The sequence below is a fragment of the Olivibacter sp. SDN3 genome (genome assembly GCF_014334135.1).
Taxonomy (GTDB): Bacteria; Bacteroidota; Bacteroidia; order Sphingobacteriales; family Sphingobacteriaceae; genus Olivibacter.
The window spans coordinates 3,264,369-3,287,203 of sequence record NZ_CP060497.1; the positions used below are offsets into that span (position 1 = coordinate 3,264,369).

The 22,835-nt window shown below is 44.1% G+C and carries 17 protein-coding genes; 13 read left to right on the forward strand and 4 right to left on the reverse strand.

Features of this window, described 5'->3' with window-relative positions; all coding sequences use genetic code 11:
- The first annotated feature begins 31 nt into the window (after positions 1 to 31).
- The 6 genes from H8S90_RS13505 (at position 32) to H8S90_RS13530 (ending at position 9,938) form a co-directional block, all read left to right on the forward strand.
- Positions 32 to 616, forward strand: a complete 585-nt coding sequence (locus tag H8S90_RS13505; protein WP_187338398.1) for an RNA polymerase sigma factor — start codon at positions 32 to 34, stop codon at positions 614 to 616.
- A gap of 548 nt (positions 617 to 1,164) precedes the next feature.
- Entirely contained in the window at positions 1,165 to 1,869 is a 705-nt protein-coding gene (locus tag H8S90_RS26450; protein WP_370525701.1) for a FecR family protein, read from the forward strand.
- A gap of 154 nt (positions 1,870 to 2,023) precedes the next feature.
- Positions 2,024 to 5,362, forward strand: a complete 3,339-nt coding sequence (locus H8S90_RS13515) for a TonB-dependent receptor (RefSeq protein ID WP_187338400.1) — start codon at positions 2,024 to 2,026, stop codon at positions 5,360 to 5,362.
- A gap of 44 nt (positions 5,363 to 5,406) precedes the next feature.
- Positions 5,407 to 6,873, forward strand: coding sequence for a RagB/SusD family nutrient uptake outer membrane protein (locus tag H8S90_RS13520; RefSeq protein ID WP_187338401.1), 1,467 nt, complete (start codon positions 5,407 to 5,409; stop codon positions 6,871 to 6,873).
- 20 nt (positions 6,874 to 6,893) lie between these two features.
- Positions 6,894 to 8,531 carry an FAD-dependent oxidoreductase gene (locus H8S90_RS13525; protein ID WP_187338402.1) on the forward strand — a complete coding sequence of 546 codons (1,638 nt, stop codon included), beginning with the start codon at positions 6,894 to 6,896 and terminating at the stop codon, positions 8,529 to 8,531.
- Between the two features lie 33 nt (positions 8,532 to 8,564).
- Entirely contained in the window at positions 8,565 to 9,938 is a 1,374-nt protein-coding gene (locus H8S90_RS13530) for a glycoside hydrolase family 2 TIM barrel-domain containing protein (protein WP_187338403.1), read from the forward strand.
- 344 nt (positions 9,939 to 10,282) lie between these two features.
- On the opposite strand, the gene H8S90_RS13535 is transcribed toward H8S90_RS13530, so the two are convergent.
- Positions 10,283 to 10,732 carry an SRPBCC family protein gene (locus tag H8S90_RS13535; protein ID WP_187338404.1) on the reverse strand — a complete coding sequence of 150 codons (450 nt, stop codon included), beginning with the start codon at positions 10,730 to 10,732 and terminating at the stop codon, positions 10,283 to 10,285.
- 313 nt (positions 10,733 to 11,045) lie between these two features.
- Here H8S90_RS13535 and H8S90_RS13540 point away from each other — a divergent pair, with 313 nt between their 5' ends.
- The 3 genes from H8S90_RS13540 to H8S90_RS13550 are packed head-to-tail and all read left to right on the forward strand — an operon-like array spanning position 11,046 to position 13,026.
- Positions 11,046 to 11,849 (forward strand): helix-turn-helix domain-containing protein, encoded by an 804-nt coding sequence (locus H8S90_RS13540; protein WP_187338405.1) that lies wholly within the window; start codon positions 11,046 to 11,048, stop codon positions 11,847 to 11,849.
- Positions 11,834 to 12,709, forward strand: coding sequence for an HD domain-containing protein (locus tag H8S90_RS13545; protein ID WP_187338406.1), 876 nt, complete (start codon positions 11,834 to 11,836; stop codon positions 12,707 to 12,709). Before H8S90_RS13540 ends, H8S90_RS13545 begins: the two co-directional genes overlap by 16 nt.
- Positions 12,710 to 12,768: 59 nt before the next feature.
- Complete coding sequence (locus H8S90_RS13550; protein ID WP_187338407.1) at positions 12,769 to 13,026, forward strand: hypothetical protein; 258 nt, start codon at positions 12,769 to 12,771, stop codon at positions 13,024 to 13,026.
- A 232-nt stretch (positions 13,027 to 13,258) separates the two neighbouring features.
- On the opposite strand, the gene H8S90_RS13555 is transcribed toward H8S90_RS13550, so the two are convergent.
- Positions 13,259 to 14,908, reverse strand: coding sequence for a serine hydrolase (locus tag H8S90_RS13555; protein WP_187338408.1), 1,650 nt, complete (start codon positions 14,906 to 14,908; stop codon positions 13,259 to 13,261).
- Positions 14,909 to 14,979: 71 nt separating this feature from the next.
- Complete coding sequence (locus tag H8S90_RS13560; protein WP_187338409.1) at positions 14,980 to 15,789, reverse strand: helix-turn-helix transcriptional regulator; 810 nt, start codon at positions 15,787 to 15,789, stop codon at positions 14,980 to 14,982.
- Positions 15,790 to 16,079: 290 nt separating this feature from the next.
- Here H8S90_RS13560 and H8S90_RS13565 point away from each other — a divergent pair, with 290 nt between their 5' ends.
- Positions 16,080 to 16,271, forward strand: a complete 192-nt coding sequence (locus H8S90_RS13565) for a cold-shock protein (RefSeq protein WP_187338410.1) — start codon at positions 16,080 to 16,082, stop codon at positions 16,269 to 16,271.
- A 223-nt stretch (positions 16,272 to 16,494) separates the two neighbouring features.
- Here H8S90_RS13565 and H8S90_RS13570 read toward each other — a convergent pair whose 3' ends face one another.
- Positions 16,495 to 16,740 carry a hypothetical protein gene (locus tag H8S90_RS13570; RefSeq protein ID WP_187338411.1) on the reverse strand — a complete coding sequence of 82 codons (246 nt, stop codon included), beginning with the start codon at positions 16,738 to 16,740 and terminating at the stop codon, positions 16,495 to 16,497.
- A gap of 235 nt (positions 16,741 to 16,975) precedes the next feature.
- On the opposite strand from H8S90_RS13570, the gene H8S90_RS13575 reads away from it, so the two are divergent.
- From H8S90_RS13575 to H8S90_RS13585, 3 genes are all read left to right on the forward strand, one after another.
- Positions 16,976 to 18,532 (forward strand): TlpA disulfide reductase family protein, encoded by a 1,557-nt coding sequence (locus H8S90_RS13575; RefSeq protein ID WP_187338412.1) that lies wholly within the window; start codon positions 16,976 to 16,978, stop codon positions 18,530 to 18,532.
- 131 nt (positions 18,533 to 18,663) lie between these two features.
- Positions 18,664 to 20,181: a TlpA disulfide reductase family protein gene (locus tag H8S90_RS13580; protein ID WP_187338413.1), complete on the forward strand. Its 1,518-nt coding sequence runs from the start codon at positions 18,664 to 18,666 to the stop codon at positions 20,179 to 20,181.
- A gap of 291 nt (positions 20,182 to 20,472) precedes the next feature.
- Positions 20,473 to 22,833: an ABC transporter permease gene (locus H8S90_RS13585; RefSeq protein WP_187338414.1), complete on the forward strand. Its 2,361-nt coding sequence runs from the start codon at positions 20,473 to 20,475 to the stop codon at positions 22,831 to 22,833.
- Positions 22,834 to 22,835 lie beyond the last annotated feature (2 nt).

Sequence of the window (22,835 nt, forward strand, 5' to 3'; positions counted from 1 at the left end):
ATAACACAATTGGAGCTCCTATCCGTAACCAATGACCAAAATGAAGGAAATTCCGAATATGCTGAAGCGCATGCATGAGGGCGACACAACGGTATTGGCTCCAATTTTCAAATACTATAATCAACGTTTGCTTTACTTCGCTAAAAGTTTGGTGCGTGATGATGGTGTGGCGGAAGAGATCGTGGCAGACAGCTTCGTGAAACTCTGGCAGGGAAGAATGCGTATACAGCAACAGGATAGCATCAAGGCCTTTCTCTATATTGCCACGAAAAATGCCTGCCTCAATTATAATAAGTCGGCCCATGCCAAACAGTATTTTGATCATGAACTGGATGAAGCATTGCTTATGGCCGACCCGGAGGTTTACACCAAAATACTGCGCGCAGAATGGCTGCAGCAACTGCATGAGGCACTGCAGAAGCTTCCAGCTAAACAACGGGAGGTATTCAAACTGTCTTTTCTAGAGGGCCTGACTACCTGCGAAATCTGCGCGGAACTGAAAATGTCACCAAATGCGGTTTTTGCGAACCGATCGCGCGCATTGGAGGCTTTGCGTAAGGTGCTCAAAGAGCCTATCCTCCTTTGGCTCATTTATCTGCTAGCCAAACTTCCCTAAAAAAATGAAATTGTTTGTAAGGTTTGGTAATTCTTGTTGTATCTATAGATATAACAACGAATTGAGCCTTGAATAAAACAGATCATATCCTGGCATTGATGCATAAACATGCTGCCGGCACGTTAACAGCTGCTGAGCGTGAAGAGCTACGTGCCTGCCTCGTCAACAACCCTTCCTTACAGCAACTGCTGCGGGAGACAAAGGATGAGGACCAACTATTGGAGCACCTGAAGGATTTTGAACGGGTGTATCACGGTGGAAAAGAAGCAGCACAGCTGCGCATGATGGCACATATCTATAAAGATATAGCTGAGCGGCCAGTGCCGAAAAAGGTCAGCATGAGTTGGCGGCTGAAATGGGCGGCGGCAGCTTCGCTGGTGCTTGTGCTATTCTCCTGGGCACTTTATCAATACGCGTACCGCCCTGCTGAGAAACGCGAAATGGCAATGTATGAGGCCCCAAAGATCTATGCAGAAAATAGTCCGGTTACACTAACATTGGATAATGGCCAAACGATTCAGCTCGCGGTAGATCAAAAGGGGATCGCGGTGCAGGGAGAGCGATTAACCTACCAGGACGGCTCGCCACTGCAGGGGCTGGATGCAACAGCCGGGTGGTATACGCTGCATACGCCAACAGGTACACAATATCAGCTGATACTGCCCGATGGAACAAAGGTGTGGATGAATGCGGCCAGTAGTATCACCTATCCAAAGGCGTTTGAAGGTGCAGAGCGACGAGTGAAGATTGAGGGAGAGGCTTATCTAGAGGTTGCAAAGAATCCTAAACTACCCTTTAAAGTGGAAAGTGAAGGGCAGGAGATCGAGGTATTGGGCACATCTTTTAACGTGAAGGCCTATACCAATGAACGGATAACACGTACCACCTTGTTTGATGGTGCGGTTAACGTGAAGGCGCTCACGGAAGAGCGGGAGTCAGGGGATGCGCAATTGCTGAGGCCCGGATATGAAGCTTGGCTACTAGATGCTAAAGTTTTGCTAAAGGCAGCAGACCTGAATGAAGCGAAGGCTTGGCGCGTGGGTAATTTTTATTTTATGGAGACACCTTTTGATGACATGATCAAACAGCTGCAGCGCTGGTATGGAATAGAAGTGATCTATCGGGGGCAGATTCCGGAAGATACCTTTACGGGAGAAATGAGCCAGAAGCTCGACCTGCTTACGGTTCTCGATTTCTTAAAGGGGTCTGATATCGACTTCAAGCTAGAAAATAAGAAACTGTATATTGATTGATTTTTTATCCAGATTAGAAAGGAGGTAAGGATGGTAAATTGATGAACCTTTAGTCTGAAAACAGGGAAGTGTCGCAACCACCCCCTGTTTTTAAGCAATAGCTACATGCTAGCCAAGATTAACCAGAAATGTAAACTATTATTACTCAAACTTAATGATAAAAAAGATATTATCGCTCTGGAAAATACAAATTTCCGGAGCGATGAACCAATTATTGTTCGTCATGCGGATAACGGCCTTTTTATTGTTCGTGGCATGTATGCACCTAAGTGCAACTTCCTTATCGCAAACTATGAGTTTACATGCGGAAGGCCAGTCCCTGCAACAGATTTTTGCAGAGGTGAAGGTGCAAACAGGCTATCTTGTCATTTATAGCAATCGGGTAATCGGTAATACCAAGCCGGTTAACATCCAGGTAAAGGATATGCCACTGGAAGCATTTCTGACAAAGGTGCTACAGGAGCAGTCCTTGACGTATACGGTCAAGGAAAAGAACATCTTGATTAAACGATTGCAGGAGGATGGGCAAAAATCTCAAGGTCTGATAACAAAGCAGGAAATAATGTTCTCCGGAAGAGTGTTGGATGAGCAGGGGCTCCCTATTCCTGCAGTGAGTATTGCACTGAAAGATGGCACGCAGTCTTTAACCTCTACCGATAGCGAGGGCTATTTTAAGGTAAATATGCCAAAAGTACCTGTTGTGGTAGTGTTTTCAAGTATTGGCTACGTGCCAGCGGAGAGAGAGATTTTAGGGAATGACACTTTGCAGATCACCTTAAGATCTTCCGTGGCCGATCTTAATGAGGTAGTAGTGGTGGGTTACGGTACGCAACGCCGATCGGATATTACTGGCGCAATTGCCTCGGTAAAGATGGACGATCTGAATGGGGTGCCGATCAGGAGTATGGACCAAGCACTGCAGGGACGCGTTTCGGGGGTGATGATGTCGCAAACGGGCGGGCAACCTGGAGCGGGAAATAGTATCCGCATACGGGGCGGAAACTCGATCACGGGAAGCAACGAGCCGCTATATGTAATCGACGGGATTCCGGTTTATGTAAGCCCTACGGATGCTACCTCATTAAACCCTTTGAATTCCATCAGCCCAACGGATATCGTGTCGGTTCAGGTGCTGAAGGATGCCTCGGCAACGGCAATCTACGGGGCGAGAGGGGGAAATGGTGTGGTGCTGATTACCACACGGCGTGGCAAAAGCGGTCAAACGAATATTAGCTTGAATGCTTCCACAGGCTTTCAAAAGGAAATCAAACGCTTGGACCTGTTAACGGCCAAGGAGTTTGAACTATTGGCAAACGAGGCAAGTGTGTCTGAAGGTGGGCCGCAGCTGTATGACCCGGCGCTGAATCCGCAAACAACCGATTGGCAGGAGGCACTATTCCGTGATGGGGCACCCTTACACGACTATCAACTGTCGGCCTCCGGGGGAGGTGAGGATAACCAATACTTGCTGTCGTTGGGTTATTTTAATCAACAGGGGATCATGGAATCATCGGATATAGAACGCTATTCTACCCGTTTAAATATGGATCGGAATATCGGTAAACGGATAAAGATCGGTAATAACCTTACTTTCAGCCATGTGACAACAAATCGGGTAAATAGTGCGTCGATGTTCAGCATGTTGACTACACCGCCCGATCTGCCGGTCTTTCAACGGGATGGCTCGTATACGCGCTATAATCAACAGGGTATTGGCTTTAATAACCCGGTGGGGCTGATGAACGATTATAAAAATTTCAATCGTGTCTTCAGAGGGCTGGGGAATGTCTTTGCATCGATCGAACTGTTGGAGGGCTTGAGCTTTAAAACCATGTGGGGACTGGACGCAAATTTCATGAAGAACGATAGCTATATGCCGCAAACGGTGGATGCCGGAGCGTTAGTTGGAGGCGAAGGGACGGTTTCTACCAACCAAACTTTCATCTGGATAAACGAGAATACGCTGAATTTTAACAGGCAATTTGGTCAGCACCGAGTGGATGCCTTACTGGGCTATACGCAACAGTCATCGCGCTATGAAGCGTTGGGAGCCTCCGCAACAGGTTTCTTGAATGACAATACGAGCAGTAATGACTTGGGCTTGGGAAACCCTGATCAAGCGGTGTTACCTACTTCACAAACGGCCAACTGGACTATTCTGAGCTGGATTGCCCGGGTGAACTACGGATGGTCGGATAAGTACCTGCTCACCCTCACCGGGCGCTACGACGGCTCTTCACGCTTCGGCGCCAACAATCGCTGGGGTTTATTTCCTTCTGTGGCGGTGGCATGGCGGCTGGTAGAGGAAGATATGGTCAAAAACTGGAATGTGTTCAGCGACCTGAAACTACGGGCTAGCTACGGTACAACGGGTAACCAAGATGGTATTGGCAACTATCCGGCACTAGACCTCTGGGGAGGGGCCAATTATGTACTGGGAAACCAGATCGTCACAGGGATTACGCCTACGCAGATTGCAAACCGGAATTTACGGTGGGAATCGACTGCTTCTACCGACATCGGCTTGGAGATGGGTTTTCTGGACAACCGTATTACGTTTACCGCTGATGTGTACTATAAAAAGACGCGTAACCTGCTATTGGATGTGACCGTGCCTGCTACGTCGGGTTTTGTAGAGGGTACGAAAAATATAGGCTCCCTGGAGAATAAGGGACTGGAGCTGACGCTTAACGCGGTGCCGCTGCAGGGTGAGTTTAGCTGGGATGTGGGCTTTAACATTTCGTGGAACCGAAATAAGATATTAAGTCTGGGTAATGCCGATCAGATCATACCGGCAGGGGTGAATACCACTTTGCTGAAGGTTGGCGAACCGCTCGGTAATTTTTTGGGGTATATCAGCGATGGCCTTTTTCAATCCATTGAAGAGGTGGCGGAAGGCGCACAGCCAAATGCAAGCCCGGGAGATGTACGCTTCATCGACTTCAATGGCGATGGTATTATCAACGCTGCCGACCGGCGTGTGATGGGGAACGCGCAACCGAATTTTTATGGTGGGCTAAACAACCGCTTTGCTTATAAAGGTTTTGATCTTTCTTTCTTTTTGCAATTTGTGTATGGCAATGCCATTTTCAACCAGAACACCATTACCTTGGAAGATCTCACCGGCCTCCGCAACCAGAGTCGCACGGTGCTTAATCGATGGACACCCGATAATAGGGATACGGAAATCCCCAGGGCAACTACCGTGAAGCCGAATAATGATGCTTATGACCGTTATGTGGAGGATGGATCTTATTTGCGTCTAAAAAATGTGCAGCTTTCGTACCAGATTCCATTGGAAAAAGTGACGCAGCAGATTCTGAAGCAGCTAACGCTATTTGCGAATGCACAGAACTTGTTTACGCTGACCAATTATTCGGGGATGGACCCGGAAACGAATCGTTACGGTAGCAATAATGTACGGCAGGGATACGACTCGGCAGCCTACCCCAATGTGAAAACTTTTACGTTTGGCGTCCGCGCCGGCTTTTAATGGAAGCTGACTATTTTATGATGGAATCGATAACCTATTGTAACATGAAGAATTTAAATATTTATATCGTTTGTCTGCTATCCGCTGTATGGCTTGCCTGCGCTAAATTGGAGCAGGTGCCAGATGGTATTAATACAACGGATAACCTCTTTAAAAGCGAGAGCGATGCACGGGCGGCGGTCAACGCGATGTACTCTTCGCTGGGCTCGCCTGATATCTATAACCAGTTTAATGAAACCATACAATCGCAGGGAACCGATGATGCAGAGTGGGGCTTCGGGCGGAATACATCCAATGTGGATAAGCTGGCAATGGATAAGTTTTCATTTACGGCTACGAGCGATCTGGTTTACCGTTACTGGGAGGTGCATTACCGCAATATAAACCGGGCAAATATTGCCTTGAAACATATTCCACAGATAGATTTTGCCGAGGAGAAAAGAGCGCAGTATCTGGGGGAGGCGCATTTTATCAGGGGTTTGATGTATTTTAACCTGGTGCGCTTATATGGCGCAGTACCGATCGTGCTGGAAGCAACAGAATCGCTGGATGATCTCCAGATCGCACGGGCACCGATAGAAACGGTCTATGAACAGATTGTAGCTGATTTTGTCTTTGCCAAGGAGCACCTTCCATTAAATTATGAGACTGCAGAATTGGGAAGGGCTACGAAAGGGGCAGCCATGGCTTTGCTGACAAAGGTTTATCTGACGAATAAAGGCTATCAACAGGCGGTGAATGAGGCAAAGGAAATCACTGATATGGGGCAGTATAACTTATGGCCAAGCTATAAAGAGGTCTTCGAAATAACCAATGAAAACAAGGTAGAATCTATTTTTGAGATTCAATACCTGAGCTTGGGCGCTTCCGGTAATACCAATGGCTCGTCCTATGCGGGTTATTTTAAACCTTCGGCTTTGGTCATACCACCACCGCCGGATGGTTTTGGCGGTTTTGGCGATAATCCGGTGACCTTGAATCATTTTCAGGCTTATCCGGAGGGTGATCTAAGACGCGATGTGAACGTGCTGCACGTGCCTGCGGCACCCGCCTCTATCCGCTATCCTTATTACGTAAACAAGTATCAGGATCCCGATGCTTTTAATGTTGATGATGGCGGGAATAATTATTACATCGCCCGCTATGCAGATGTATTATTGATGTATGCAGAGGCGCTACATGAGCTGCAACCGGGTAGCGTTGAAGCTTATGATGCTTTTAATCAGGTGCGGAGAAGAGCGTATAGCCTGCCGCTATCACTTGCCTCGGATCACGACCTCACACCGGGACTGTCTGTCGAGCAGTTCAGGGATAGCATTCTGTTGGAACGCCGCCTGGAATTTGCATTTGAAGGGCATCGGCGCTTCGACCTCCTCCGTATGGGCAAACTGAAGGAAGCCATGAACAGGCAAGATCCGACCGTTACGGTGCAGGACTGGCACGTTCTGTTGCCTGTTCCTCAAGACGAGCTAATGGTAAATCCCCTGCTCGATCAAAATGAAGGGTATTAAAAAATTAACAAAAAATAATAATGAACAGATATTTAGGAACGCTTGCGGTGGCGATCATCTGCACAATGCAAGCTTTGGGTATACAAAAGACATATGACTTAGTGGTTTATGGTGAAACTGCTGCTGGAGTTGTCGCAGCGATTCAGGCAGGTAGAATGCAGCAAAAGGTGGCGTTGATAGCACGCGGTCAACATGTGGGAGGAATGGTTACTTCGGGGCTTACGGCAACCGATATGAACAGAAATCAGCTGGTGGGGGGTGTCACCAGGGAATTCTATCAACGTATATATGCCTATTATGAAAAGGCAAATGCCTGGCGCAATCAGGATAGAGAAAGTTTTATGCTATCTACGCTTAAACGCACGTATACAGGAAAGAATGACTCGCTACGCATGCAGTGGGTATACGAATCACATGTGGCGGAAGAGATTTTGAAGGAGATGCTAGAGGAAGCGAGTGTAGAGCTGATTTTTGGTGAAAGGCTGGACTTACAGGCAGAGGTCAGGAAAAATAAAGGTTATATCAGCGAAATTACAATGGAAAGCGGACGCTCTTTCGGGGGGAAGATGTTCATTGACGCAACCTATGAGGGCGATCTGATGGCGCGGGCAGGGGTCTCTTATATCGTGGGTAGAGAAGCAAATAGTGCTTACAAAGAAACCTTGAACGGAATCCGTATGAATCACGTCATCGGATCGGATGAAAAATCGGTGAGCCCTTACGTGGAAGTGGGCAACCCAGCCAGTGGCCTGCTGCCTTATATAGACGGGGAACTGTGGGGAGCTCCGGGAACAGCCGATGGACGCACACAGGCTTATTGTTACCGCCTAACGCTTACGGATGATCCGGCGAATCGCCTGGAAATAACTAAACCCGCAGGGTATAACGCACACTGGTACGAGGTGCTGGCACGTAAACTGCAGATGCAACCGGAAACAACCTTACAGCAGATCATTACCTTAACACCCATGCCCAACAGAAAAACAGATACAAATCACCTCGACTTCTTTGGTGCAAGCTACGATTATGCAGAAGGGGACTATACAGAACGCCAGCAAATTGAACAGCTGCACAAGGATTATGCCTTGGGAATGTTGTGGTTTTTGGCTAATGATCCGAGGGTAACGGATACCATTCGGAAGGAAATGAAAAACTGGGGCTTACCGAAGGACGAATTTCTTGATACAGAACACTTTCCCTACCAGATTTATGTGCGGGAAGCCCGCCGTATGATCGGGTCTTATGTGATGACCGAACATAATATCAGGGGAGAAGAAAAGGTGGAAGCGCCACAATCGGTAGGATTGGCTACATATGCATTGGACTGCCATTTCGTTTCGCAGGTGGTAGATAGCACGGGTCGGCTCCGTTATGAGGGGACCATGTTTGAAGGCGTAAAACCTTATCCGGTCAGTTACCAGGCATTGATACCAAAAGCGGAAGAGTGTAAGAACCTGCTGGTACCTATCTGTTTGTCTTCGTCACATGTGGCTTATAGCTCTATCCGAATGGAACCAGTGTATATGCAATTGGGGCAAGCAGCGGCAACGGCTGCAGCCCTGGCACTGAAGAATGAAAACAAAGCGGTGCAGAAAGTAAGTTATGAGAAACTGCGTGACCAGTTGCTAAAGGATAAACAGATCATCGCCGTGCCTTAACAAAAATTGTTTACAAACCATATTATAAATCTTATGCCTATCAAAATGTACATGACAGGACTGATGGTGGTATGCCTATCGGTTTCCTGTAAGAAAAATTTAGAAACATATACCGCACCGGAAAAAGTAAGTGAGGTGCAACTGGCCAACAAAAAGGTGCAGTTAGCACAGAACAACGGAGAATGGCACCTGTACAAAAACGGGGAGCTCTTTTACATCCGGGGTGCAGCGGCCAGCGCGTCTACTGCGACAGATCCAGATTATTATTGCCAGTTACTAAGCGAATATGGAGGTAATGCTTTCCGCACCTATAGTGTGAACGAAAATACCCAAGCGATGTTGGATGCCGCACAGGCACATGGCCTGGTGGTGGCACTGGGTCTTTGGGTAAACCGAGAGGCAGATAATTTCGACTACGATAACGAGGCAGCAGTGCAGGCGCAGTTGGAACAATTGACGGTTCAGGTACAGCAGTATAAGGATCATCCTGCTCTGCTTATGTGGTACGTGGGAAACGAAGCAGACGCCTCATATACCAATACCAAGCTGTGGGATGCCATCAATGATATTTGCGCCATGATTCATCAGAAGGATCCAGATCATCCTGTTACAACGGCGTTGGTAAACTCAGAGCAGAAGAAGGTGGAACTGATCAAAGAGAAGGTAACTGAACTGGACTTCCTGTCGATAAATTCTTATGCGCCCAATTTGCCCAGTGTAATAACAAATCTACAGGCTGCTGAGTGGGATAAACCTTATATTATTTCGGAGTTCGGCCCGCGTGGCACCTGGCAGATGAACCCAGAGCCAGATCGTATACTGCCCTGGGGAAACCCAAAACGTTTGGTGGAGCAAACTAGCACGGAAAAGGAACAGGTTTACCGAACGGTTTTTCAAGACCATATCATGGCAAATGCCAATAATGGATGTATAGGTTCTTTCGTTTTTGCGCTCGGCTACCAAACCCATGGAGAGGTATTGACTTGGTTTGGGCTGAATGATATAGACGGACGGGCTTTTGGCGTATTGGATGCGATGCACTTCTGTTGGACTGAGGAATACCCTTCAAACCGGGCACCCCAGATCCATTCCCGGCAAGATATGCTGTTGAATGGTATGCGGGCGGAAGATACGGTGATAATAGCGCCGGGTAGCACGAACCAGGCGACGGTGGTGGCATCTGATCCGGATGGAGATCCCTTGAGCTATCATTGGCTGATTGCACCCGAAGGACTGGGAGGGCCCAATAATGGTCCGCACCCCGGTATCCCAAATTTAATTGATGAACCAATGGCCTCGGAAATTACATTTACAGCGCCCGGAGCAGGGCAATACCGGCTGTATGTGTATGTTCGGGATGATCATAATAAGGTAGCGAGTGCCGTTATCCCCTTTTTAGTTGAATAGTGAATTTCAAATAGATAAAAGATGAATGCTGGTAACTATTTAGGTATACGGCTGATGCTGGGTTGCGCTGATACTGGCATATGTTTCCTGTAAAAAAAAGAGATAAATACAGGAAGGATTTTATGGTTCAGCTTCCGGTAGATGCTGTTTTTTCCATTATATGCCTACACGCTGCGACTTGGGAAAATCACTGATGGATTATAAAATTTCTAAATAAATCGGCAAGATTGAAAGCAGATAACCCATCAGGCTTACGTCTTTGATCTTAAAGTGTAAAAATTTCACTTTGACCCAGTCCAATGTATAAAATTTGGACTGGGTCAAAGCGAAGTAAGATAAACCCATTAAGCATCTGGGATTTCAGGTTCTACCAACTTGATTAGCTTTTCCAGTGATTCCTGCCAGCCCAGATAACACATTTCTGCGGGAATCACAGCAGGTATTCCTTCCTGCAACACTTTTAATTCTGTCCCTACGGATGTTTTGTTAAGCCACAGGGACGTTGTCATTACGTCCGGCAGGTTGGGATCGTCAAATTTATCCGAATACTTTAAGAATTCATTGGGTTTCACTTCTAAGTATTCCCCTCCGAACGAGTGGCTATTGCCGGTGGTGAAGTTTTGGAACGACATTTTATAAGTGCCACCTACACGAACATCAATTTCATGAACGGTGCAAAGAAAACCATAGGGTGGCAACCATGATGCAATGGCGAGGGCTTCCGTGAAAGCCCGGTAAACCTTTTCTGGAGATGCTTTAATAACTCTGTGCAATGAGACCTTATTCTCTAACATAACATTATTTTTTTTATTATTCCGACTCGTATGGCTTTTCGGTTAGCCCGTTTTTTTTATGTGGTCGCTGCTCCACTTTTTGGATGATTGTATTGCTATCAATCTTACTTTTAACAAAGGTCATAACAAAATTTCATCTTTAGCAGGGTCGTATGCGACAGTTTAGCGGGCAGTTTAGGTCGAATCAGTCTGGATCTATAAAGCGCTGTAATGATTTTGCTTTTTTTCAACGCCCTTTTTCATCTCCCAAATTAATTTTTATATTTGTCATTATTAATAACAGTTAAAATGTCATTAATAATGACAATAAAAAATGGAAAGCGAAGGCACAAAAGTTTTTTTCAGGAACAATCTGCTTTTTCTGCGGAAGCGTAAAAAGTTCAGCCAGGAGCATCTTGCGAAGCTGCTGGGGTTCACGCGTAGCAAGTACACCGCACTGGAGAACGGGCAGACCGAAAACCCACTATTGGCAGATTTAATCAAGATATCGGAATTTTTTAGCATATCAGTGGATCGCCTTCTAAAAACCGATCTGAGCTACTGGAGCGAATACGATCTCCGCAAAATGGAAACCGGCGGTAGGGAATATATCAATGGTAAAAACCTGCGTGTACTTTCGATTACCGTCACGCCAGATAACCGGGAAAATATGGAATATGTACCGATCAAGGCCAAAGCCGGTTACAGTGCCGGTTATGCCGATCCAGAGTTTCTGGCGGCTCTGCCCAAGTTTTCTCTGCCCAACCTACCCAGTGGAGGTACCTACAGGATGTTCCCCACTACGGGAGATTCCATGTTGCCCATTCCAGAGGGGAGTGAGGTGGTGGCTCGTTACGTACAGGACTGGAAAACGCTAAACCCCGCTACATTATGTATTGTCATTCTCAGGGGCGAGCAAGACTTTGTTTTCAAGGAAGTCACCGTGCAGAAAAACGGCACATTGCTATTACGCTCCTTCAATAAAAACTACGCCCCCTATACGGTGGAGGCTAACGAGGTGCTGGAGATATGGCGATATGTCAAACACCAGACGGATAAACTGCCGGAACCGGAAACCGATCTACAAGAGATCAAAAAGATGCTAGCAGATATGCAGCATAAGTGGACGAAGGAATAGAAACACAAGGAATAAATCATATAATGATCATATACGATACCCTGTATGGGGAATTTGAAATTGCACCGGTTATTGAGGCGCTTATCGCTTCGGCGCCTGTGCAGCGCCTGAAAAAAATCCATCAGGGTGGAGCTATCTTCCTTATAGCACCAGCTATCAACCATTCCCGTTACGACCATTCCATTGGCGTGATGTATCTGGTGAAGCATCTGGGCGGTAATATCGAAGAGCAGATCGCTGCGCTCCTGCATGATGTGTCGCATACCGCATTTTCGCATGTAGTCGATTATCTGTTCGAGCGCGAAGGGGAGGATTACCATGAAGATCTCTTCAGAACGGTCATTCTGGAATCTGCCATACCTGATATACTTTTAAGCCACGGCTACCATGTTGAAGACCTGTTTACCAAAGCCTATCCCTTGCTGGAACAGCCATATCCCTATCTGTGCGCAGATCGTGTGGATTATGCGCTGCGCGATTCGTACATGGCTGGGCTGATGACTATTGACGAGATCCGGCAGTTCATGCGGGAGCTTACCATACGTGATGGGCGTATCACCTGTGAGAACAATGTAAAACTGCAGTGGTTCAGGGCAAAATTCAGGCAGCTCAACGAAGATTACTTCCGTAAACCCGAATACCTATATGTCAACCATCACCTGGCAGATTTGCTTCATCATGCGCTGTACCTGGAAGTTATCCGGGAAGAAGACCTGATGGGCAGTGACGATGAGCTGCTTGCGCTGTTGAACAGCCACCGGCTCACACACGGAGGCCTGTCGGCAATAGGCCGGCTGTTAGGCTTTGACACATTTGATGTAGAAGCCGCTGCGGCGAAACTCAAAACGCGTGAGCTATAGTTGAGGGGCGTACAAAGACATGCCCCAACAAAATAAAATATCAATTGAAAAACGTTACAATGAACGAAATATTTTTAATCGAAGTGCCCTATAGAAATAGTACATATACCTTTGAAGCACGTTTGTTGAGTATCGGCTATACGTATAAAATAGATGTAGAAGTTGCGGGAGCAACGGTGAGCTTTGAGCCCGATGAGGAGCGCCGGTTCCGGGCAGTCGTAGCCGATCAGGCGGGCAGCAATGCCAAGTTATTGGAACCGGCGCTGGTACAGGCAATCGGGAGCTTTCTGGAGAAGCAATTGGGTGTGAGGTATTAACTACTCTGCCCCTTTGAGAAGTAATTACTCCTCGTAGTGTACTTCTCGTTTCGTTAGCGGAAACTCCGGGTGTTCGGTCCGTGTTTCCGATATGGATCGCACGTTCATCCCGTTTCCATTACCGATGAAACATGTTTTGTGAAAATGTAAATAACTCCCCGTTCGGCCGCACATACCAAGTACTTGTCATTAAGACCAACTATTTAAATTTGTTACTTTATATAATATAGTCTTAGCGTAGTATAGCGGGAATAACAAACTGCTCAATGATTTTGTCTGCTTGACTATGGGCATAAGCCTGGCCATAAGCGGTAGCCGTGATAACCACAACCAAAGGCTCATCGGTGAATACAAATATTTTATTTCCCCCATTACCCGAGCAGTAGAAAGTCTCGTAACTTTTGCCATCACTCTGGTAGGTTTTGTTCCAGAATAGATAACCGTAATATTCCTCTTCACGATCGGGGATGATTTCATGTTTGGTAAAGGTTTTGCCTATCCAGGATTTTGGCACGAGTTGCTTACCTTTCCAAGAACCTTTGTTTTGGTACAGCTGTCCATATTTGGCCAGATCAAGTGCCTTCATCCGAATACCTCCTGCGGTACTTACCACACGTTGTGGGGTATACTGCCATTGATATTCAGTAATATGCATCGGGACAAATAGTTTAGCTTCCGCGTAATCCTCCAAGTTATTGGGAACTAAATCGTTCAAGGTATTACCCAGCAACATAACGCCCGCAGTAAAATAGTGCCATTGGCCAGCATATTTAACCGTATCCATTGGTAAACCTAGGGTAAACTTTACCCAGTCATCAGTAGGGTACATAAACTCTTCATTTCCAGGCGAGCTGGCATCATCATCATCTCCATCGAAATTGGCGCTCATGGTCAGTAGATCTTTTAGAGATACATCTCCTTTCGCTGTTGAGAAATGATCGTAAGTTTCCAGATCGTAAAACTCCTTTAACGTTTGATGCTCTGAATGCAGATATCCTTCGTTTATGGCTATTCCTGTAAGCGTAGAAGCAAATGATTTTCCTACCGATCGTACATCATGTAAGCTATCACGGGTAGCACCGTTAAAGTATTCCTCTACCAATATTTTTCCTTTTTTCAGTATGACTACACTTGATATGTGTTTAAATACGTCCGCTTCGATATTGGCCTTAAGTTCTCTGATTCGCTTACTGTCAAAATCATCAGTGGATATTTCGAGTCCAGTATAAGGTTTTAACGAAGAAAGCTCCACGGTATCGACATTGACGATAACTTTACGGTTCACCTGTATTGGCAGCTGTCCAGACGCAATGATATCACCCACCTTCATTTGAGGTGTTTTTACGTAAGGTCGGAGCTCAATCCTTAGCCTATGCTTACCATCGGTCAAGGCATTATCACCACCATTATACATAAAGCGATTCCAGGCCGATTGGCTCCACAATGCTCCTTCATGTTGGTTGTCGATTAAAGGGCGGCTCCAGAAGGTTTCCGTTTGCTGCTGCGGAGGTAGAGGTGCCCCGGGGATTAATTCGGTTTGGTAAATCAGGTGCTCATCAACATAGAACGAGAACTGGTAGTTCCCTATCTTTGCCAGAGAGTCGGTCGATAAATCTGGAGCCAGAAAGCTCAGGAAACCAGTGAGTGGTTTTTCGAGAAAAACAGAAATAAACAGGTTACTTCTGTTTGTTAACGTGTATCGGCTTAGAAAGTTGGCCGAGTCGGCTTTATCCTCTTGTATAGCTGTTTCAGAAAATTTGATTTTTCCTATATGCTCGTTGTACTTTACGGCAGAATCATTTGTTTGGCCATATAGATGATCACGAGAAAGTGCTGCAAGAAGTAATCCACTAAGCAGAACCGATAAACAGTATAATTTCATTCTTTAATTATTTACGCAAAGGTAAGCATCGTTTAACGTATAAAATAGAACGGTATTAACATGAAATCAACCTAAGTGAGCAGCTTGCGGTAAGCTAGGGGAGTAATATGATGAAGAGCCTTAAACGAGCGGATGAAGTGGCTTTGGTCCGCAAAACCACTCTGAAGCGCTATTGTTGTTAGCGAGAGTTGCTCGTCGGCAAATAAATTTAACGCTCGCTGTACCTTCAATGTTCGGAGATAATCTCCCAGACCACAATTAAAGTATTTAGGGAAATCTCTTGATAAATGCACAGGGTGAAGATTCAGGTATTGCGAAAGAGCAGACAGCGTCCATTGCTGATCCATTGGAGCATCATGCAATAATTCCCTGAGCTGTTTTACCCATAGTGGCTTTGTGTTCTTTTGCGGTTTACCAGTACCTGTAGCAGTCGTAAACAATGCAGCCAGTAAAGAGTCAACTGCCAGTTGGGCCCCTTTGCCATCGAGCTTGGTTTCCTTTACAATGTTATACATCAGCGTTGTCAGCGCAGGGTGTTTTAAATGAATACTGCCCTGTAACATATTTTTATCTAAACTACAATGGGCAAACCATTCTGGTGTCAGCTCGATATGAAATCCACGGGTAAAGCCTTTGGGTTTTATATTGTAGTGTGCTTCCTGCCAGTGGTGAAATATTAGATTTCCGGGCGAGCAGTGGTAGACCTCTTTTCTATTGCCTTCTATAACATTTCCCTGTAGGATAAATGTAAAATAAGCGTTCTCGTGATAGTGCCAATCTACATACTCATGTGTATATTCGGTATCTGTTAGCGTAAGCCCATTAAACCGAAGTGTTTCATTCGTTTGCCCGAAAAACTCACCCGTATGCAGGATATCCATGTGCTAAAGTTAATTAAATAAAATCGATTAAGTAATGTCTGTGGGTTGTTAAGCCGGTATAGGCATCAGAATCGATGTTCATCGGATTTGAAGGTGGGTCGTGATATTCAGCGTTGATTGGACTTAAACAGACACAAAAATTTTTTAGACAAAAAATTAAAAGAAATTCTGTTCGGAAATCCTGGTAACCAGTCGGTCAGAAAATATTTTATTCGATAAAAACTTGCATAACAATAATTTATATCTATCTTTATGACAATTATTTATTTTTTTATTTTAATTCAATTGCCATGCAAGAAGGCGTAGTAAAATTTTTTAACGAAACTAAAGGTTTCGGATTCATCACCCCGTCAGACGGTGGACGTGAAATTTTTGTCCATTCATCGGGTCTTAAAGACAACATTCGGGAGAATGATGATGTATCCTTTGAGGTACAACAAGGCCAGAAAGGCCTCAATGCAGTAAATGTTAAGTTGATCTAATTGATTTTTGCATATATTGTGGAAGCCGTCCCGACCTCGGGACGGCTTTTTTGTTTATCGAAAGATCATTTCGTATCCCTTTTGATAGTAAGCTTTTAGGCGATCAACTTCCATCATTTAATGTAACAGGGGCCCCACATAGTTTCTAAACTCTTTTCTCGTTGAAGAACTTGCTTATTTTACAATGCAATCATCTATTGTGCCGGGGGGCTTGGAGCATAAGTTAAAACACGATGTTATATATCCATCGGCTATAGGTGTGCCATCTGCTTTCAGACTTTCCAAATAACCGGAAACAAACAGAATATCGTTTTTTTTCCTCGTATTGATTGTCAAAATCTTTTAATAACGGTTTATTAGCAAACACTTGTTTCTTTTTTCCACTTCCCAATCCATCAATCTCTTTGTAATCAAAATTTTCAGTTATGACTGTTTTGACTGTGTTGTCAGACAATATTTTTGAATTCATGTTTAAAAAAAACAAATCGAAAATTTTTGAATTATAGTTAACATTTTATTAACAATTGAGCATTTGTCTTTATATTTTATATAGATTATATTAGTATTTTATCCACTAACAGCGCTATCCGTAACAAAATAGTACTCAGAGCTACGACCATTATAAACAACAGATTCCATAGGTAGTGCACTATGAAATAGCTACAAAAAATGAAATAAGTTATAACAATCCATTTCTATAATATATGGCAAATCATGTTTTTAGCGATAGATTTCTTTTTGTGTTAACTGTTTGCGGTGTTTTCTTTTTTACAATTTCCTATCAACAATGCTTGTCACAAACCGTTAGCGGAAAAATTTTAGGCAAAAAAGTAGATAGCATCAATTTTTATTTTCCGGCCGAGCAGCTCGGTAGTAGTGAGCAGGAAATTTCTTCCGTTTATCCCGATACAACCGGTCGTTTCGAATTCAGCAAAAGTGTAGCATCCGGTACTTTTTTGCAGGGATTTATCTTTGGGAAAGATCGGGTTTTGTGGGATAGGCAATTTTATTTGTCGCCAACAGATAGTTTATCGCTATTAATTAAATTTGCAGGCGATAGCAATCAGGTTGAAACCCAAGTGAGCGGACGGGGGAGCCAGCACAATCAACCGCTTGGTTTCAGCCTATTCTATACGGATCTGGAGGTCTTTAGGGAAGATACAGCCCCTGATCGAGTATTGGGCCACTTGGCCGCCGACAGGGCGAAAAAAGAGCAGTTATTTAGCGATTACATTGTAAAATATCAACCTCAAAATGCATTTGTCAAAGATGTAAAAACTCAGCTCGTTTATTCCCAAACCTACCATTATTACCATTTTTTAGAGAATAATAAATTTCAAATAAGAGAATCTTTTGAAAGGAATAATGGCTTATGGTATCAGGCCTTAGATTCCTTATTGACGATCACACCTAAGCAAAATGACGCATTGCTGCATATTCCGGCATATAAACGGATGGGCTGGTTGTTCGTCGGCAGAACAAAGGAAGCACTTTGGCAACAGAAACGGGAAAATCCGGAGTCGTTCTACCGCGATTGGTTTGATGCGGATACTATTAAAGGGAAGGCTATTTTGGGCCACGATCTAACTAATCTGATCTGCAGGCAGATTATCGATCACCACTTCGAGGCGAAAACGAAGGAGTTTTTAATGGCCAGACTCATCACTACATCGTTGGAGGAAGGTCTTTTGGAGAACTTGGACAAGCTTTATCAGGCCTTTAACGACGAATATCCTTCAAGTGCGTATGCTACGCATTTTCGAGCTGGTTTTGAAGAGAAAATGAAAGCTTATCAGCGCCCGTTGAATGAGCAAATGAAGTTATTGGACAGTACAGGCACAGCTTTTGAAACCATAGAGGGGCTATTGCAACAGTTTGCAGGTAAGGTCGTTTTTTTAGACATGTGGGGTACATGGTGCGGCCCCTGTAGATCAGAACTTCAGGCACATTCAGAGGAGATTCGTAACGGTTTTAAGGACGATGAAGTGGTATTTCTATATGTTGCAAACCATGATATCAACAATACGGCTGTTTGGAGAAAACTCATCCCTTACTATAATTTGGAGGGTCATCATATTCTGGCCGGAAGGGCTTTAACAGACGATATCATGAAAAAAACAGGAGGGAGAGGATTTCCTACCTATATCATCGTGGATAAAGGAGGAAATTATCGGCTGGCTGAAACACAATATCCTATGGATGCCAATAAGCTGGTTGCCCAGCTGAAGCAATTGTTGTCTTCAACCGACTGCGTCCAATAGTGCATCCTATGACAACCAACTGTAAATACCGACTATGAGATGCTGTTTGATTTTATTAGAGACGTTAAAACCCCCATAAACCGGTCCGCCAAGGCATTGTAATAAAGCGTGATATATAATTTTTGAACAATATGAAGCATCCATTGACTCCTTGTCTTTTTATATTCATCCTACTGAATTTTTATTCTACGATATCCTTTTCGTATCAAGAGGCCAAAAAAGCTACGCTAGCTGGACAGATCACCAATTACGATTCCAAAACATCCGTTACATTGTTTATAAATAGACTTGGACAGATAAACGAACCCCTGCAAATACAGCCTGATAGTAACGGAAGGTTCCATACAACCTTTGAGGTTTATAATCCCACCGATGCCTGGCTAACTTATCATGCAAACTTTCTGATCTTGGTCCACCCCAATGATAGTTTGTATATCGAATTTGATGGCAGCAAAAACGGCAGACCCCAACTTCTATCAACAGTGCAATTCGGAGGTGACAGAGCGGAAACCAACCGGGATATTGCCCTTTTTCAAAAAATGTATTTTTCAAATGAAATATATACCAACCGGGATAATCAGACAAAGGCTGTGAAAGAACTGGAAACAGAAGACTATTTAGCATTTAATGATATAATCAGGCGGAAGGGCCAGGCGTTATATGAAGCGTTTATTCAAAAACATCAGCCGAATCAAGAAAGCAGACAATGGGCTTCCTTTTTCATCGAGGACGATTATTATAATAATATCCATTTTTATCCGATGGATCATAGAGAATCAAGGCACCTGGAATGGACAGACACTTCCTGGGTTGTTCCGAAAGGTTATTTTGAGAAGCTTAGGGAACGATTACCCCTAACTTTATCCAATTTAATGAACACATATTCCCTTAACAGTTTTGCAAATGCCTTCACTTCTTATGTAAACGAAAAACTGAGGGGTGAACACAAGGTCGGCGATAATTGGGGCGTTTCTCCGGCGGGAGGTTTGATGGCACCGAGCCAATCTGTTGATTCAATAAAAATTCACGGCATAATAAAATACGTCCCCGACAGCCTTTTAATGGAAATCATGCTGACCAATGTTTTTTTCGATGCTTTAAAAAAACAAAATATAGCGCCCTATGAAAAATATTATTACATCGCCGAAGACTTTATAAAACAGCCATATTTAAGGGAACCACTTTATCAATTGTATCTCGAAACAAAGAATAGGATAGAAAAACCCGAGTTCTACAGCGAAGCGATTTTTAGAGATGTAGCCTCCTCAGGTTCAAAAGAAGTTTTTGATGAAATTTTAACCGCGAACAAAGGCAAGATCATCTATATCGATCTATGGGCTACATGGTGCGTCCCGTGCTTAGCTGAATTTCCCAATTCTAGAATAGTAGAGAATGAATTGAAAGACAGTGTGAGTTTTGTATACATATGCATTGACTCAGAAAAAGACAGGTACCTGTCCACGGTTTCCAAATATCAGTTGGGAGGGCAGCACTATTTTTTATCGAACCAACAGAGCCAAGAGCTAAGACAAATGTTGGGGATAAATGGCATTCCCTATTATATATTAATTGATCAAAAGGGGGTAGTAAAGGAGCAGGGAAACCATTTGAGACCACCTAGCATAAAAGAAAAAATAAAAAAATTATAGACGAATACCTTGTTAGTGCAGGTTTTTCTCCGATGATCAGCCGACCAATAAACTTTCATCCGGAAGACAACGCGGATGTGACCCCACGATATAACGAACAAGATATGAATGATCGTTTCCTTCTTTTTCCCTTTCGATAAAGATATTGTCCAATACTGAACATCAAATGTTCGAAAACGGACAGTTAATCGTGTTTCATGTAAATTATCTATCTCATTATCAGAAGGTATTGATTTTGGCGTAACAAATGATACTTTTATAAAAATAAGCCAACGATTAAAAGTTTAGCGCATGATCAAGAACTACTTCAAGATAGCATGGCGAAATCTGGTAAGAGCCAAAGGATACGCATTTATCAATATTTTTGGATTAGCCTTTGGTATGGTTGGTACAATGCTTATTCTGCTGTGGGTTCAGCACGAACTTAGTTTTGATAAGTTTTATTCAAAAAGCGAACGCTTATATGAAGCCTATCTGCAATTGCCTTTTGATGGAGAGATTAGAAGCATGAACGCTACTACACAGCCATTGGCACCGGCACTGGTAGACGAAATATCGTCGGTTGAGCGCGCTACGAGATTCCGTGCTGCTGGCGAGTTTCTTTGGAAAGTGGGAGATAAATCCTTCCGGCAGAAAGAAGTTTATGTAGATCCCGAATTTCTTTCCATGTTTGATGTCAAACTCTTACAGGGAGACGAAAGCACAGCTTTGGCTGATCCGCGGGGTGTGGTAATCAGCGAACGCTTTGCCGAAAAACTATTTGGCCATCAGCCTGCAATCAATAAGCAGGTTTCTCTCAATGACACTTTACAGGTAACAATCAGAGGTGTTTATGAAAACATGCCCGCTAATAGTCGGTTCCGTTCGGTAGACGCGCTTTTCTCTTGGTCATTTTATGTAGCAAACTATGGATATGATGAAAATTGGACAAACCTTTGGTTACAAACGTTTGTGGAAGCCAAAGCCGGTGTTTCTGAGCAACAGCTTAATCACCAGATCAAAGATGTCGTACAGCGACGGATAGAGGGTTATAATGGAATTATCTTCTTGCATCCTGCCGCGAAATGGCATTTATGGTCAAGATTCGAGAATGGCGTAAATACAGGGGGTCGTATTGAAACGGTCAGGATGTTTAGCCTAATCGCCTGTTTTATCCTGTTGATCGCCTGTATAAATTTTATGAACCTCAGTACTGCCAGAAGCGAGCAGCGGGCAAAAGAAGTAGGTATACGGAAAGTTTCGGGTGCAAAAAAAGGTATACTGATCGGTCAGTTTATTGGCGAATCTATACTATTAGCCTGTTTATCAGCCTTAATCGCGATGATAATCATACTGGGGGTATTGCCAACTTTCAGTAATCTTATTGGTGGACCATTGCATATTCCTATAAAAAGCAGCTGGTTTTGGGTAGCTTCAATTGGCTTTGTTTTATTAACAGGTTTGCTAGCTGGAAGTTACCCAGCGTTGTTTCTCTCTTCGTTCAGCCCTGCGAAAGTGTTGAAAGGATCTTTTAAGGTTTCCTCCTCAGCTTTTTCAGCCAGAAAAATATTGGTTGTTTTGCAATTTACCTTTGCAATAACACTTATAGCCTGTACTTTTATCGTTCGGAAGCAGATTCAATATACGCAAAATAGGGATGCCGGGTATCAAAAGGATCAGTTAATCTATCATGATATCGAGGGAGATATAGGGAAAAATTATGAACTGATCCGTAGGGAGCTGATAGACAAAGGAATTGCTCTTTCTATGAGCAAAACTTTTTCACCCCTGTCCGAAAGCTGGAGTACCACGTGGGGTGTTGATTGGAAAGGCAAAGCGCCAGGTGCTACCATAAATTTTAATAGATACAGTGTCGATGCAAATTTCGCTCAAACTGCCGGTGTCAGGATCGTGATGGGTAGGGATATCGATTTTCGGAAATTTCCCACCGATTCAACTGCCATGTTGCTGAATGAAGCAGCGGTAAAGGCGATGGGATTCACGGATCCTATCGGTCAGTTGATTAGTGATAGTGGCACCCAATATCACGTCATAGGTGTTGTGGAAGACTTTATCATTGAATCGCCCTATAATCCTGTTACACCTATGATTATCGAAGGACCTAAGCAAGAAGCAATGGTGGTACACATCCGTCTCAATCCACAAAACCGCATGACAGAAAATCTAAATGCGGCAGAGCAAATATTTAATACATACAATCCGGCATATCCCTTTGATTATAAATTTGTAGCGGAGGAATATGCATCGAAATTTGAAAACGAGCAACGTACAGCTAAACTAACAGGATTTTTCTCTGGCCTTACTATTGTTATATCCTGCCTAGGCTTATTCGGACTTGCTGCCTACACCGCAGAGCAAAGGCGTAAAGAAATTGGTGTTCGTAAGGTGTTGGGTGCCAGCGTTGAGGGTGTCGTTCGGTTGTTATCAGGTGAGTTTATCAGGCTCGTAGGCATAGCTTTTCTTATTGCTGCTCCAATAGCTTGGTATATCATGTATCAATGGCTTCAGGGTTTTAACTACAGTATTTCTGTGCCTTGGCAAGTTTTTATAGTTACTGGATTACTAGCGGGCGTCATCGCCATTTTGACGGTGAGCTTCCAGGCTATCAAAGCGGCAATAGCCAATCCTGTCAAATCGTTAAGAAACGAATAATA

Coding starts and splice junctions, on each gene's coding strand:
- H8S90_RS13505 (WP_187338398.1), top strand. CDS start 32: ATGACCAAAATGAAGGAAATTCCGAATATGCTGAAGCGCATGCATGAG.
- H8S90_RS13515 (WP_187338400.1), top strand. CDS start 2,024: ATGATAAAAAAGATATTATCGCTCTGGAAAATACAAATTTCCGGAGCG.
- H8S90_RS13520 (WP_187338401.1), top strand. CDS start 5,407: ATGAAGAATTTAAATATTTATATCGTTTGTCTGCTATCCGCTGTATGG.
- H8S90_RS13525 (WP_187338402.1), top strand. CDS start 6,894: ATGAACAGATATTTAGGAACGCTTGCGGTGGCGATCATCTGCACAATG.
- H8S90_RS13530 (WP_187338403.1), top strand. CDS start 8,565: ATGCCTATCAAAATGTACATGACAGGACTGATGGTGGTATGCCTATCG.
- H8S90_RS13535 (WP_187338404.1), bottom strand. CDS start 10,732: ATGTTAGAGAATAAGGTCTCATTGCACAGAGTTATTAAAGCATCTCCA.
- H8S90_RS13540 (WP_187338405.1), top strand. CDS start 11,046: ATGGAAAGCGAAGGCACAAAAGTTTTTTTCAGGAACAATCTGCTTTTT.
- H8S90_RS13550 (WP_187338407.1), top strand. CDS start 12,769: ATGAACGAAATATTTTTAATCGAAGTGCCCTATAGAAATAGTACATAT.
- H8S90_RS13555 (WP_187338408.1), bottom strand. CDS start 14,908: ATGAAATTATACTGTTTATCGGTTCTGCTTAGTGGATTACTTCTTGCA.
- H8S90_RS13560 (WP_187338409.1), bottom strand. CDS start 15,789: ATGGATATCCTGCATACGGGTGAGTTTTTCGGGCAAACGAATGAAACA.
- H8S90_RS13565 (WP_187338410.1), top strand. CDS start 16,080: ATGCAAGAAGGCGTAGTAAAATTTTTTAACGAAACTAAAGGTTTCGGA.
- H8S90_RS13570 (WP_187338411.1), bottom strand. CDS start 16,740: ATGAATTCAAAAATATTGTCTGACAACACAGTCAAAACAGTCATAACT.
- H8S90_RS13575 (WP_187338412.1), top strand. CDS start 16,976: ATGGCAAATCATGTTTTTAGCGATAGATTTCTTTTTGTGTTAACTGTT.
- H8S90_RS13580 (WP_187338413.1), top strand. CDS start 18,664: ATGAAGCATCCATTGACTCCTTGTCTTTTTATATTCATCCTACTGAAT.
- H8S90_RS13585 (WP_187338414.1), top strand. CDS start 20,473: ATGATCAAGAACTACTTCAAGATAGCATGGCGAAATCTGGTAAGAGCC.